This is a genomic window from Sphingomonas sp. NFR15 (assembly GCF_900103265.1).
In the GTDB taxonomy this organism is placed as follows: Bacteria; Pseudomonadota; Alphaproteobacteria; order Sphingomonadales; family Sphingomonadaceae; genus Sphingomonas; species Sphingomonas pollutisoli.
On the sequence record NZ_FMWX01000002.1, the window covers coordinates 1 to 13,712 of the forward strand.

The window sequence follows — 13,712 nt, forward strand, 5'->3', positions numbered from 1 at the left end:
GGCAGCGAGTTCATCTCACGCGACCTGGACCTGTGGGCGTACACCCGCGGTGTCGTGCTCGACTTCAGTAGGCCGGGGAAGCCGACCGACAATGCGTTCATCGAATCGTTCAACGGCAAGTTCCGGGCGGAGTGCCTGAACCAGCACTGGTTCATGAGCCTCGACGACGCGGTCCGAAAATGCGAGGCTTGGCGTAGAGACTATAACGAGGTGCGGCCACACAGCGCGATCGGCAACAAGGTGCCGATATCGCTGGTGAACCGGTCAGCGGCACATGGCCCGCCGCTGCCGGTAGAAGCTGGATGACACCCGGCTGGGTGGTCCAAGAACGGGTAGCGGCTCAAGAAAGCCGGTTTTCTCGTAAAGACCGGACCAGAGAGGGGGGTGAGGTCATTTCCGGATCGGTCAGTTTCGCGTGCCGCAAGATCGAAACTGTGAGAAACGGACAATCGAGCCGCAAGCTGTATCCGCCGAAATTCTACCGGCGGCAACGTCCCCAAACGTTAACGAAAATCCAAAGGCATATTGGCGAGCGGCCGTGCAAAACGACCACTGGACGAGGCGTACTTAGAAGGTGATAATCCGGCGGCAGCTACTACTTTCATCGAAGGTCTGCGCATGAAGACACATTCGCCGTGCTGAAGCGCCTGCTTCTGGGCGCCGTCGTCGCGATCGTCGTCGGCATAAGCGCGTTTTGCGTTTTCGCATGGCGGCCGGCGATCGCGGAGATCCCTCAGCCCGCCCGCGACAGCTTTGCCCCCGCGCTCGTCGCCCGAGGCGAAGTGCTGGCGAGCGCGGGATATTGCGCGTCTTGCCACACCGCCAAAGGCGGCAAGCCCTTCGCGGGCGGCTATCCGATGGCAACGCAGTTCGGCACGATCTATTCGACCAACATCACGCCCGATCCCGAGACCGGGATCGGCAAATGGTCCGAGCCGGCGTTCCGGCGGGCGATGCACGAGGGCGTCTCGCGCAACGGCGCCCACCTGTTCCCGGCGTTTCCGTACGACCATTTCACCAAGCTGACCGACGCCGATGTCGCGGCGCTCTATGCCTATTTCATGACGCGGACGCCTGTGCGCCAGGACGCCAGCGACAACACCGTCCCCTTTCCCTTGAACATCCGCTTGTTGCAGGCGGGGTGGAAATTCCTGTTCTTCACCCCCGGCCGCTTCCGCGCCGAACCGGCGCAAAGCGCGGCGTGGAACCGCGGCGCGTATTTGGCCGAGGGGCTCAGCCACTGTGGTGCTTGCCACACGCCGCGCGGCATGCTCGGCGCCGAGATCAAGAGCCGCGCTTTCGCCGGCGCCCCGATCGACGGCTGGATCGCACCGCCGCTCGACAACACCAACCCCTCGCCGGTGCCGTGGACGCAGGCCGAACTCGTTGCGTATCTGAGCACCGGCATTAGCCGATACCACGGTACTGCGGCCGGACCGATGGGCGCCGTGCCGCGCGGTCTTTCGCATCTGCCGGCGGCTGATGTCGGCGCGATCGCCACCTATTTCGCCAGCCGCAACGGATCGGCAGGCCATGACAGGCGGGGTGAGGCCGCGATCGCCAAGGCGATGGCGGCGGACAAGGTCGGCACTGGCCTGACCTACGATCCCGCCGCGCGCCTCTATACGAGCGCGTGCGCGTCGTGCCACTATAACGGTCGGCAGTTGAACCCGTTACGCCCTGATCTGGCGCTCAACAGTGCCGTGAATTTGGATGATCCGACCAACCTGATCCGCGTCATTCTGTACGGGGTGAGCGCACGGGACGGTGCGCCGGGCGTGGTCATGCCAGGGTTCGCGCGCGGCTTCACAGACGCGGACGTCGCCCGAATCGCCGCCTATCTGCGCGCCACGCGGACCGGCAAGCCGGCGTGGTCCGATCTCGAGACCAAAGTTGCCACCATCCGCGCGCAGGGCCAGGGCCAATGACCAGTTTCACCATCAACGGCCGCGCGGTGACCACCGACGTGGAGGATGACACCCCGCTACTTTGGGTGATCCGGGACGCGATCGGCCTGACCGGCACCAAATTCGGCTGCGGGATCGGCATGTGTGGCGCTTGCACCGTCCATGTCGGCGGTCGCGCTACGCGATCGTGCATCACCCCGCTCGCGGCGGTCGAGGGCGCCGCCGTAACCACCATCGAGGGCCTCGACCCAGCCTCGAACCATCCGCTTCAGCGGGCGTGGCGCGAACTGCAGGTGCCGCAATGCGGCTACTGCCAATCGGGCCAGATCATGCAGGCCGCAGCGATGCTACAGGATTTCCCCGCGCCCAGCGACGCGGAAATCGACGCGGTGATGACCGGCAGCCTGTGCCGCTGCATGACCTACGTTCGCATCCGTGCGGCGATCAAGCAGGCAGCCGCCGAGATGGGATCGAAGGCATGAGCCGCCTCCCCACCCGCAGCGACGGAGCGTCACCTTTCAGCCGTCGCAGCTTCCTGGTGGCGAGCGGCGCGGCGGGGGTCGCGTTCGGCTTCTCGCGTGTGATCGCGGCGATCGACCCGGCGGTGCCGGGCAGCGTGCCGGCGCCCCCGACCGGCCCGTTGTTCGAGCCGACGATGTGGTTCGGCATCGATGCAGCCGGGATCGTCACCGTCAACATCATCCGCGCCGAGATGGGCCAGCATGTCGGCACCGCGCTCGCGCGCATCCTCGCCGACGAGCTCGAGGCGGACTGGGACAAGGTCCGCATCGTTCACGTCGATAGCGATCCCAAATGGGGCCTGATGGTTACCGGGGGAAGCTGGTCGGTGTGGCAGACCTTCCCGGTGTTCAGCCAGGCGGGCGCCGCGGGGCGGATCGCGCTGATCGAAGCCGGCGCCAAATTGATGGGCGCCAATCCGGCCAAGTGCACCGCGAAGGGCGGCGCGGTTCATTTCGGCGGGCGCTCGGTGACCTATGGCGACATCGCTAGAACCGGCGCGGTGGCGCGGCAGTTCACCCCCGACGAGCTCAAGGCGCTGCCGATCAAGCCGGTCAAGGACCGCCGGCTGATCGGGCGCGAAACGCACAGCCTCGACATCGACGCCAAGACCAATGGCACCGCGATCTACGGCATCGACGCGACGCTGCCGGGCATGGTCTATGCCCGCCCCAAGCTGCCGCCGACCCGCAACGGGTCCAAGGTCGTGTCGGTCGATGACGCCGCCGCCAAAAAAGTGAAGGGATATCTGCGCTATCTGGTACTCGATGATCCATCGGACACCGTACCCGGGTGGGTGATGGTGATCGCCAGCTCCTACTACGCCGCGCTCAAGGCGACCGACCTGCTCCAAGTCGTCTGGACCCCCGGCCCCGGCGCGGACGTGACCGAACAGACGCTTCAGGACCATGCCCGCGCGCTGGTCGCCAGGGCCGATGGCGGCATCCAGCTCGACATCGCCGACGATGACAGCACGCCCGATTTCGGCGCCGCCGCTGCGACCACGATCGAGCAGATCTACACCACCGCGACCGTTCTCCATTTCCAGCTCGAGCCGCTCAACGCGCTCGCCTTCGAGAAGGACGGCGTGTTCGAGATTCATACGGGCAATCAGTGGCAGAGCCTGATTCTGCCGACGCTCGCCAAGGCGCTGGCCGTGCCCGAGACCAAGGTGGTGTTACGAAGCTATCTGCTCGGCGGCGGCTTCGGCCGGCGACTCAACGGCGATTATACGATCCCCGCCGCGCTTGCCACCAAGGCGCTCGGCCGTCCGGTGAAGATGATCCTCACCCGTGAAGATGACGTGCGTTTCGATTCGGTGCGCTCGCCCTCGGTGCAACGCCTGCGCATGCGTTTCGACGACGGCGGCCAGATCCAGGCGATGGAGCATCACGCCTGCGCGGGCTGGCCGACGCAGGTGATCGGCGGTCCCACGCTGCTCGCCAAGACCAAGAAGGGCGGCCAGTATGATCCGTTCGCGATCTCAGGTGCGGACCATTGGTACGACGTCGGCCACCAGAAGGTGCGCGCGGTCGCCAACGATCTCGCCAACACCACCTTCCGTCCCGGCTGGCTGCGCTCGGTTGGGCCGGGCTGGACAAACTGGGCGCTGGAGAGTTTCATCGACGAGGCGGCGCACCACACCAAGTCCGATCCGGTGGCGTTTCGCCTGAAGCTGCTCACCGGCAAGGGGCGTAACGCTGGCTCCGCGCCGAACGCGGTCGGCGGCGCGCTCCGCCAGGCCGAGGTGGTGCGCCGCGTCGCCGAAAAAGCCGGCTGGGGGAGCAAACGTCCGGCCGACACCGGGCTCGGCATCGCCACCAGCTTCGGACAGGAGCGCGACATGCCGACCTGGGTAGCGTGCGCTGCGCAGGTCCATGTCGACCGCGCCACGGGCATCGTTCGCGTCGAGAAGCTGACGCTGGTGGTGGACGCGGGCACGATCGTGGATCCGGACGGCGCGCTGGCGCAGGTTCAGGGCGGTGCGCTGTGGGGCCTCAGCATGGCGCTGCACGAAGGCACCGAATTCGTCGCGGGCCAGGTGAAGGACACCAATCTCAACACCTACAACCCGCTGCGCATCGCCGACACGCCAGACATCGACGTAAGTTTTGTCGAGAGTGAGAACGTTCCGGTCGGGTTGGGCGAACCCGCCACCACGGTCGTCGCCCCTGCGATCGGAAATGCGATCTACGCCGCGATCGGAGTGAGGTTGCGCCATATCCCGATTTCGCCCGCAGCAGTCCTGTCGGGATTGAACGCGAAGTAAAGTGATCATGCCGACACGGATTCCACGTCAATCGGCCTGACACGAAGCGACTGTCTCCAAAGGCCAACTCGTAGGCGTTCGATCAAGGGAGGGAAAAGATGAACCGCTTCGTGCTGATGCCGCTTGCAATGATGGCGACTGTTTTCTCGTCGCCGGCTGTGTCGGCACCGGCGCAGATCGGGCCGGCGGCAACGTCGTTACGTGTGGGCAACTCCACCGTCATCGCGTTACGGGACATGCTGAACATCGTCCCGAATGACGGCTCGGTGTTCGGGAAGGACGTCGGTTCGAAGCAGGTGGCCGCTGCGCTCTCGGAAGCCGGGGCGCCGACGGACAGGATCACGCTCGGCGTCGATGCCCTCTTCGTCCGACAGTCCGGACGAAACGTGCTGATCGACACGGGCCTGGGCCCGAAGGCCGGCGGGGCCTTGATGGCGAGCCTCGCCAAAGCCGGAGTAAAACCAGACGCGATCAGCGATATACTCATCACCCATTCGCACGGCGATCATGTCGGCGGCCTAGTGACCGCTACGGGAGCCCGCGCGTTTCCAAAAGCGGCCATCCACATGTCCGCGGCGGAATGGGTGTGGATGCAACAGAAGGGAGATCCGGCGCTCGTGGCCGCGATCTCGGCGCGGATGAAGACCTTCCAGATAGGTGCCACGGTGTTGCCGGGCATCGTCGCGGTCGGGATAGCCGGGCACACACCGGGTCATGTCGCTTTCCAGATCGGCACCGGTGGCAGCCGTCTCTTGGACATCGGCGACTTGGCGCACAGCGCGATCCTATCGCTCGGTCATCCCGCGTGGATCATCGGCTACGATACGGACGGACTCGCGGGGCGGAAAAGTCGCGAAGCTTGGCTCGCGCGACTTGCCGCCAGCGGCGAACGCGTATTCGCCCCGCACTTCCCCTTTCCAGGCATCGGAAGGATCAAGCGGCAGGGTGGCGCGTATGCGTGGCAACCCGACGTTCGGGGAATTGACTGAAGGTTGAGCTCTTTTCTGCCGGACATGATTGGAAGAAAGTGAGAGCGTTCGGGTATGAGGCGCCGCGCCAAGTTGAAGCGATGTGCGCGGTGCCTTGCCGTTAAACCTGCCGATGCGGATGCCAGTGGTCTGCGCAGCATGACGTTCTTCCGCTTTCAACATAGGCGGCGGTTTCCCAGAAATGATGAGCATGCCCGTCCCGCGCGGGGAGTTCGCGGTTGCGAACGGCGCTATGCGCGGGCGCGGCGAAAGGCGCCATCAAGTCTTCGGGCGTGTGGACATAACCGTTGGCGATCACCTTGCGAACCGCCGCGGCATCCTCGATCCGCGTCAGGGGGTCGCCTTCGACCAGCACGAGATCGGCGAGCATGCCGGGCGCGATCCGGCCGATCGGCTCGGCAAGGAACGCGCCGGCGTTGCTGGTCGCGGTCTTCAACGCATCGACCGGAGCGATGCCGAACTTGACCATGCCGCGCAGATTGAGGTGAAGGCTGATCGCGACCAAGTCGATCGGCGCGTCGGTGCCCGAGATCACGCTTCCGCCGAGTGCCATGGTCTGCTGAATCTGCGCCACCTGGCGGCGCAGCGAGGTGAGGAACGTGTTCGGATCGCCATCGCGCATGGCTGCGACGCGCTGCATCAATTTGGCATATTCCCATGGTGGAAACAGCGTCTTGATGCGGGCGTCGCGCGCCAGCCCGTCATCCTCGCGCAGCAGCACGCTCGCCACGAACAGCGTCGGTGTGCGGCCGGCGTGCGCAGCGGCAAACAGCCCGTTGACGTCCTGATAGCCGCCGCCGCCGGTGGTGATGGTGCGCGAATAGCCATAACGGTTGGTCGCGCCGAGATGCTCCATGCCGTCCATGCCGCTGAGCAGGGCCGGATAATGGTAATGCGAGCTGAGGTGCATGCCCATCGCATGCGCTTGCGCGACGACCTCCTTCTGGACATCGTGACGCAGCCGCACATAGGTCTTGACCATGTCATAATCGAGCGCCTTCGCGCGCGACAGCTCGAGCGCCATCTGCCCCGGCTCGGTGACGGGCCGCATGAAGTTATAGTAGATGCGCGATCCGTCGACCGCCTCGCCCGTCGCGAAATGGCGCGCGGCGACGCGCTTGCCGCTCTGAATCGCCTCGCGATCCTCGACCATGTGATAGGCGGGCGCGCCCGGGCTGCGCGTCGCGGTGACGCCCATCGCGAGCCAGATCCTGCCCATGCGGTCGCCGTAATTATAGCCCTGCATCTGGCGGTGCGTGTGCATGTCGACGAGCCCCGGCATCAGCGTGAACCCAGCCCCATCTTCGACCTTTGCGTTGACGTCGCTTGCGCTGCCTGCAGCGGCGACGGCGGCGATGCGATTGCCGTCGAGGATGATGTCGGCAGGCCCGGAATAGCCGGCGCTGGTGCCATCCCAATACCGAGCAACGCGCAGGATCGTTCGATCCTTCGGCTTGGCATTTGCCCAGGTCAACCGGCACGGGACCGTGACGGCCGCGCCGCCGGTCACGGGCACGATCTTCAACGCGCCGTTGCTGAGGTACAGCAGACGGCGCGAGTCACCGCTCCAGCTCGGCGCGTCGGTCACGTCGCTGGTAATCCTCTGCGGTGCCCCCGCAGAGCTGCCGTCGGGATTCACCGCGACCGTCCACAGGTTGCTGGCGAAGACATAGGCCATCGTCTTGCCGTCCGGCGACCATACCGGCCCGTCGAGGCCACGCACGCCCAACGACTTGCCCGGCGCAACCGGGGTGTAGCGGCCTTTGCCGGTCGCGACATCGACGGTCAGCATTTCCGAATGGCCCTCGCGGTAGCGCGCGCTAACGGGTTTGAAGGCGGCATAAGCGATGGTCAACCCATCGGGACCGAAGCTCGGCCGGCCGGGTTCCCACAGCGCGTTGAAAACCTTGCGCACCGCGCCGCTCGCCACATCGACGGTGTGCAGCGCGCCGTCCTGATCGAGGAAAGCGATCGTCTTGCCGTCTTGCGACCAGCTTGGCGATACCGCGCCTTGATTGGGCAGGTTGGTGAGTTGCCGCTCCGCACCGCTCGCCATATCGCGCAACCAGATGTCGAGCGTACCGCCGCGATCGCAGGCATAGGCCAGCCATTTGCCATCGGGCGACCAGGCGGGGTCCACCTTGTACCAGGGGTCCGCGACCAGCGGTTTGGGCACGCCGCCGATGGTCAGCACATACAGATCGTTGAGCGCGCCGAAAACGATCTGCCGCCCGTCCGGGGAGAGTTGCGGACCGACGATGCCGACGACCGGCTTGGGCGTGGTACTGTCGAAATCGCGCGTCTTCTTCTTGTAGGCGGGGGTCGCGACCGGCACCGCGCATTTGATCGCGACGACGCTCCTGCCGCCCGCCGACCAGCGCCGGATCTTGCCGCCCGATCCGTACAGGAAGTCCTTGCCGATCCACGCCGGGCGGAACGGGTAAAGATCTTCGCCGACGATCACGTCCTTGCCATCCACGACGAGCGTGACCCCCTTGCTGTCTATCCGGGTGAAGGCGATCCGCCCGTCGGGCGCGAAGCTCGGCGCGTGCAGTTCGGACGCGTGAAATCGGTCGGTCGAAACCGGAACCGACGCAACCATCTGCGCCGCGCCGCCGCCGATGTCCGCCACCATCAGCCGAGTGCCGTCCGCGATATAGGCGAGGCGCTGGCCATCGGGCGACCAGCACGGTTCCGAATCCTGCGATGTTCCGGTCGAGAACGGCGTCACGGCCCCGCTTGCCACATCGAGCAGGTAGATCGCATAGCGGCCGCCGGCGCGGTCACTGGAAAAGGCGATGGTCTTGCCATCGGGCGACCAGCGCGGCTCGCGGTCATCGCAACTGCCATCGGTATGCTGGACGAGCGCGCCGCCGGCGGCCGGCACGGTCCAGATGTGGAAGTTGCCGGTCCGATAGGACTGGAAGGCGATGCGCCCGCCATCGGGCGACCAGTCGGGCTGGCCGAGATCGTCATAGGCGCCGGTCAGCTTGGTCGGTACGCCGCCGGTAATCGGCACCGTCCACAATATTCCGAGCAGGTCGAAGGCGAGATGGCTGCCATCGGGCGAGAGGGCGAGCGCGACGTTGGTCGCGTCTTCGACCACCACCGTCTTGATCGCGGCCGGGGCCGCCCCGCCAGCGCCGCCGGCCGCGCTGGCAGCAGCGCCGGCGATCAACGCCCCCGCGCTGCCGGCCGCCAAGGTTTCGCGGCGCGTCAGCCCGCCGCGCGAATGCCTGTCCGTCATGTGCTTACTCCGCGCGTCAGAAGCTGAGGTTGATCTTGCCGTAGTAGAAGCCGCCGCTGAACCCGTAGGGCGAATAGGCATTGTAGAGCGCGAAGCCGGTATTGCCCTGGTTCACCGCCGACAGCTTGCTCGGGTAGATATTGAACAGATTGTTCGCTCCCGCCGACAGCTTGATGCCCGTGGTCAGCTGGTAGCCGAGTTCGAGGTCGAACAGCGTCTTCGGCTTGACCGTATCGTCGTGGTAAATGCCGTCCGCCGCCCGCGCCGCCGCGACCTGCGTCACCTCGCCGTAGCGCGTCGCGCGCACGTTGGCCGACACTGCGCCGAGCGTCCAATAGAGATTGACGATCTCCTTGTTGCGCGGGGTACCCTTGGTGAAATCGCCCTGGCGCGCGCGGTCGATCAGTGACAGCCCCTTCGCGGCCAGCACGGGCGGCACGTCCAGCCGGGTGAATTTGGTCTTGTTGACGTTGCCCGACACGGTCAGCACCACCTTGCCGAAATCGCCCAGATCTTTGCGGTAGGTGGCGACGACATCCAGCCCGCGCGTGCGCGTGCTTGCCGCGTTGGAAAAGAAGAAACCGCTCTGCACGGGATTGAGCCCGGCGGCGTTGAGGATCGTCGCGACCGGGTTCAACGTCCCGTTGGCGGCGATCGCGCCGGTCAGCGTGCCCGACAGCAAAATACGATTGTCGATCTCGATCTGATAGGCGTCTATCGTGAAGTTGAGGGCGTTGACGGGTGTCAGCACCAGACCCGCCGAATAATTGGTCGATTTCTCGGGCTTGAGCGGCTGAGCGCCGAGCGCGCGCGCGACGGGATCGTCGACGGGCAGCGCTCGCACGGGCGCCAGCACCGTCGTGGTCGCACCGGGCAGCAGCACGCCGATCGTCGATGACGAGGAATAATGTTGCTGTTGCAGCGTGGGCGCGCGGAAACCCGTGCTGATCGTGCCGCGCACGGCGATGCCGCGCACCGGCTCGATCCGCGCGGAGACCTTGTAATTGTTGGTGGTGCCGAAATCCGAATAGGCTTCGTGCCGGCCCGACGCCGATACCTCCAGCCAGCGCGCGATCTTCTGGCTGAGATCGAGATAGATGCTCTTGTTGTTGCGTCCGAACGAACCTGCCGCCGATGGCGGGAAGCCGGTGACACCCTGCGATCCGGCCTGACGGATGACGCCGGCATTGGGCTGGCCCGCAGGGGTGCGATAGCCGCCGTCGATATAGGACGGCACGTCACCCGCGCCGATCTCATAGGTATCCTCGCGATATTCGGCACCCGCCGCGATCTGCAGCGGTTCGACGAAGCCAAGGTCCACGCGCTTGGTAAGGTCGAGATTGGTCGTCCATTCGGTGCCGATCACCTTGCCGATATAGAAGGTGCTCGGACTCGCCGGCCCGAGCGAGGCGTTGAGCGCGGTCGTTTCGACGTAGCGCACCTTGTCATATCCGTAGCTGGTGCCCAGGTCGAAATGAACACCAAGCGGCCCCTCGCCGCGCACGCCGCCGGAGACCTGATAATCCTCGTCGCGGATGTGGAGGTGCGGGATATAGCCATTGGGGTAAATCTCGGGGATGTTGTTGGTCGCATTGGGATTGCGGAAGGTGAGGAAGGCGTCGGCCTCGCGCTTGGAGCCGGTGGCGAATACATACGCCTCCACGGCACCGCCGCCGATTGTCTGGGCGAGATCGGCCGAACCGTTGATGCCGACGACCTGTGGCTGCCCCGGCTTGTTGACGCGGCGGTCGGCGGTCGCCTCGCGGGGATCGCCCGCGAAATAGAGTTGCGACAGGTTCGGCCCACCCCGGATCGTCCGACCCTGCATATAGCCATCGACGGAGAGGTGGATATGGCCGCCCGACGTGGTGATACCCTTGTCCACCTGGAATCGCCCGGTTTCACCACCGCCATCGCCATTCGCGCCGCCGATCACCGTCGCGGCACCCGAGGCGTCCTTCTTCAGGATGATGTTGACGACGCCCGCGATCGCGTCCGATCCATATTGCGCCGATGCACCGTCGCGCAGCACCTCGATATGGTCGATCGCATTTGCGGGGATGAGATCCAAATCTGGCGGCGACTGTCCATTCTGGGTGGTACCGTTGATGAACAAGGTCGCGGTGTTGTGTCGCCGCTTGCCGTTGACGAGGACCAGTACCTGATCGCCCGCCAGCCCGCGCAGTGACAGTGTCTTCACCGCGAAACTCGCGCCCGAACCGCTGCTCGAAACGCTGATCGACGGGACAAGCGTGCCGAGTAGGTCGCGAACCGATTGCTTTCCCGAAGTTTGGAGATCGGCCTTGCTCACCACGTCGATCGGCGCGAGGCTCTGCGCGACGGTGCGGTTGGTCTGGCGCGTGCCCGTGACAATGACGTCGGTTGGCGAGGCTTCCTCCGGCGTGGGCTCGCTCGGGGGAGGCGCAGCGGCGGGTATCGCTACCGCATCGCGCGTGAAGCCCGCCGGCCGCAGCCCGGCCTTACCGTGCGCCGCAATGGTGAATGTACGATCCTTCGCATAGGCGAGTTGCAGGGGCGTACCCTCGATCAACCGAGACAGCGCCTCGCTGGTGGAGAACCAGCCGCGCACCGATCGCGCCTCGTACCGGCTCGCCTCATCATAGGGGAACAGGATGCGCATCGACGATTGCCTGGACAGCGACAGCAGCGCGGCGTTGAGGCCCTGCGCCGGTATGTCGAAATGATGTTTTTCGGAAAGCGCCTCGGACGGATCCAGCGCGAAAGCCGGCGTCGCGACCAGCGCGGCGGACGCATAGAGCATGGGCAGCATCAAACGCATTGGCAGTTCCCCCTTAGCCACAGCGGACGATCTTCGTCTCACGCGGTACAACGGAACTGGCAGGCGAAACCCGCCATGCGAATGTAACAGAAAATTCAGATTCCACGCGCGGCGCGCAGCGAGCGGGGACGGCTGTTAGGTCGTCTGGTCCGCATACATCAGCAGCACGGAGCCGCTGTCTTCTTCTGCCGAATGCACCGGCAAAGTCTGCTCCAACGCCTGCAGGAAGTCCGACGATTCGTCGGTGCGGAAGCGGCCGCCAATGCGCAGCCCGGCAATCCGCGAATCGCCGATCAGGATCGGCGCGGCGCGGTAGCGGTTGAACTCGGCGACCGCCTCGCCGACCGTCTCGCCGTTCAACAGGATCATGCGCTCCCGCCACGCGACGCGCTTGGCGATGGCGCTTTCGTCCATTTTGCCGACCGCGACCGTCCGGGGCTGGATCACGGCGGATTCCCCGGCCGGTATCCGCCGCATCACCCCCTCCGCCGTCCGGACGCCGACGATGCCGTGAGTCACGGTCAGCTCGACGATCGCACCGCGCAGGCGGATGTTGAACGCGGTGCCGATCGCCCGCACGACACCGCCCGGCACTGCCACATCGAATGGCCTTTTGGCGTCATGGGCGACGTCGAAATACGCCTCGCCGCGGACCAGCGAAAGCTGCCGGCGAGCCGCCGACAAGGCGACCTCGACCTGACTATCGGTGTTGAGGTGAACGCGCGATCCGTCCGCCAGCGCCACGTCCCGCGCCTCGCCGATCGCGGTGCTGTAGCGTGTCGCTCGTGCCAGCCACACGAACACCGGAGCGCCGAAGACCGCAGCCGCCGCTGCTACGGACGCGCCGGCAACAAGACGCCGCCGTGTAACGCCACGTGCCAGTTGGATGGATGGTGGCCGGAGCGAAGCCTGTGTCGAAAAGTCCTGTCCCTTCAGCCGTTCGCCCGCGTCCCACGCCACTTCCGCCTGCGCATAGGCGACGGCATGTCGCGGGTCGCACTCGATCCAGTCGGCGATGGCCTGGCGCGCGGCAGGGTCGAGGTCACCTAAGGACGCGGCGAGATAGGCCGCGGCCTGTGTCTCGATCGCGTCCCGCGTCTGCCCTTCGCTCCTGTTCAACCGGGCCATTCCCTTGCTGTGCCAATGCCGCCATAAACAAGCGGATCGCCCTGCCCAAATGTTTTTCAACCGTAGAAACGGATAGGCCCATCTGACCCGCTATTTCGGCCATAGATTTTTCGTGGATGCGGCGCGCGACGAATACACGGCGGCATTGGTCAGGCAGACTGTCGAGGATGTGTTGCACGCGGCGTAGTTCATCGCGCGCGCAAAGCTGCGCCTCGCTGTCCAGGCCGGAACGCAGCAGTTCGACCTCGCTGATCGTGTCGAAGGAGACGACCTTGTCACGGCGCGCCTGGTCGATCACGAGATTGCGCGCGACGGTGAAAAGATACGCGCGCCCGTGCGTCACCTCACGCCAATTGGGGTTTGCGTAAGCGCGGGCGAGAACCTCCGCGACCAGATCCTGATGCTCATGGTCGCCCTGAGTCAGCCGCCGTACCCGGGCGCTCAGCGCCGCCTGATGCGGCAGGATGGTGGTTTTGAACCAGTCGAGCTTCACGCGAACATGTTCCATCGACGACCCCGTATTACCGCGCTTCAGCCCACACGTTTTCTTTAGAAGAAACTTTCATGTCAATGCAGATTACCTACCTTATTTCGACCAACTCCTTGAGCTTGGCGTGCCCATCATCGAGCTGCCGCAACCCCGAACCTACGAAGTTTCAAGAAAAGCCCTGACGCATCAGGGCCACCCATGAGAAGAAAATCATAGAAAAGCCCGCGAAAACAAGCTTTTCCTATATCTCACGGACGCCACGATCGGGAGAAATGGTGGGCCCGGCAGGACTCGAACCCGCAACCTAGCCGTTATGAGCGGCCAGCTCTAACCATTGAGCTACAGGCCCCACCGCTCGCCCCC

At 65.2% G+C, this 13,712-nt stretch carries 9 protein-coding genes and 1 tRNA gene; 5 read left to right on the forward strand and 5 right to left on the reverse strand.

All coding sequences use genetic code 11. The annotated features are described in order from the left end of the window. The 5 genes from BLS81_RS05475 to BLS81_RS05495 all read left to right on the forward strand — a co-directional run. A partial coding sequence (locus BLS81_RS05475) for an integrase core domain-containing protein (RefSeq protein ID WP_143023302.1) occupies positions 1–306 on the forward strand: 306 nt, incomplete at its 5' end. 329 nt (positions 307–635) lie between these two features. After that, positions 636–1,928 (forward strand): c-type cytochrome, encoded by a 1,293-nt coding sequence (locus tag BLS81_RS05480; protein WP_093221887.1) that lies wholly within the window; start codon positions 636–638, stop codon positions 1,926–1,928. Next, positions 1,925–2,389 (forward strand): (2Fe-2S)-binding protein, encoded by a 465-nt coding sequence (locus tag BLS81_RS05485; RefSeq protein ID WP_093221889.1) that lies wholly within the window; start codon positions 1,925–1,927, stop codon positions 2,387–2,389. Before BLS81_RS05480 ends, BLS81_RS05485 begins: the two co-directional genes overlap by 4 nt. After that, complete coding sequence (locus tag BLS81_RS05490; RefSeq protein WP_093221892.1) at positions 2,386–4,695, forward strand: xanthine dehydrogenase family protein molybdopterin-binding subunit; 2,310 nt, start codon at positions 2,386–2,388, stop codon at positions 4,693–4,695. The genes BLS81_RS05485 and BLS81_RS05490 overlap by 4 nt, the downstream gene beginning before the upstream one ends. A 98-nt stretch (positions 4,696–4,793) precedes the next feature. After that, complete coding sequence (locus BLS81_RS05495; protein ID WP_256326082.1) at positions 4,794–5,684, forward strand: MBL fold metallo-hydrolase; 891 nt, start codon at positions 4,794–4,796, stop codon at positions 5,682–5,684. Positions 5,685–5,784: 100 nt separating this feature from the next. On the opposite strand, the gene BLS81_RS05500 is transcribed toward BLS81_RS05495, so the two are convergent. The 5 genes from BLS81_RS05500 to BLS81_RS05520 form a co-directional block, all read right to left on the reverse strand. Then, a complete protein-coding gene (locus BLS81_RS05500; protein WP_093221896.1) occupies positions 5,785–8,931 on the reverse strand; it encodes an amidohydrolase family protein in 3,147 nt (1,048 codons plus the stop codon). Between the two features lie 16 nt (positions 8,932–8,947). Beyond that, positions 8,948–11,731, reverse strand: a complete 2,784-nt coding sequence (locus BLS81_RS05505) for a TonB-dependent receptor plug domain-containing protein (RefSeq protein WP_093221899.1) — start codon at positions 11,729–11,731, stop codon at positions 8,948–8,950. A gap of 135 nt (positions 11,732–11,866) precedes the next feature. Continuing rightward, positions 11,867–12,850 carry a FecR family protein gene (locus BLS81_RS05510; protein WP_256326083.1) on the reverse strand — a complete coding sequence of 328 codons (984 nt, stop codon included), beginning with the start codon at positions 12,848–12,850 and terminating at the stop codon, positions 11,867–11,869. Beyond that, entirely contained in the window at positions 12,774–13,367 is a 594-nt protein-coding gene (locus BLS81_RS05515) for an RNA polymerase sigma factor (RefSeq protein WP_093221904.1), read from the reverse strand. Before BLS81_RS05515 ends, BLS81_RS05510 begins: the two co-directional genes overlap by 77 nt. Before the next feature lie 255 nt (positions 13,368–13,622). Then, a tRNA-Ile gene (locus BLS81_RS05520) sits at positions 13,623–13,698 on the reverse strand. Between the last annotated feature and the right edge of the window lie 14 nt (positions 13,699–13,712).

Bases quoted from the DNA above. Each gene is read 5' to 3' on its own strand.
- BLS81_RS05485 (WP_093221889.1), top strand. From the start codon at position 1,925: ATGACCAGTTTCACCATCAACGGCCGCGCGGTGACCACCGACGTGGAG.
- BLS81_RS05490 (WP_093221892.1), top strand. From the start codon at position 2,386: ATGAGCCGCCTCCCCACCCGCAGCGACGGAGCGTCACCTTTCAGCCGT.
- BLS81_RS05495 (WP_256326082.1), top strand. From the start codon at position 4,794: ATGAACCGCTTCGTGCTGATGCCGCTTGCAATGATGGCGACTGTTTTC.
- BLS81_RS05500 (WP_093221896.1), bottom strand. From the start codon at position 8,931: ATGACGGACAGGCATTCGCGCGGCGGGCTGACGCGCCGCGAAACCTTG.
- BLS81_RS05505 (WP_093221899.1), bottom strand. From the start codon at position 11,731: ATGCGTTTGATGCTGCCCATGCTCTATGCGTCCGCCGCGCTGGTCGCG.
- BLS81_RS05515 (WP_093221904.1), bottom strand. From the start codon at position 13,367: ATGGAACATGTTCGCGTGAAGCTCGACTGGTTCAAAACCACCATCCTG.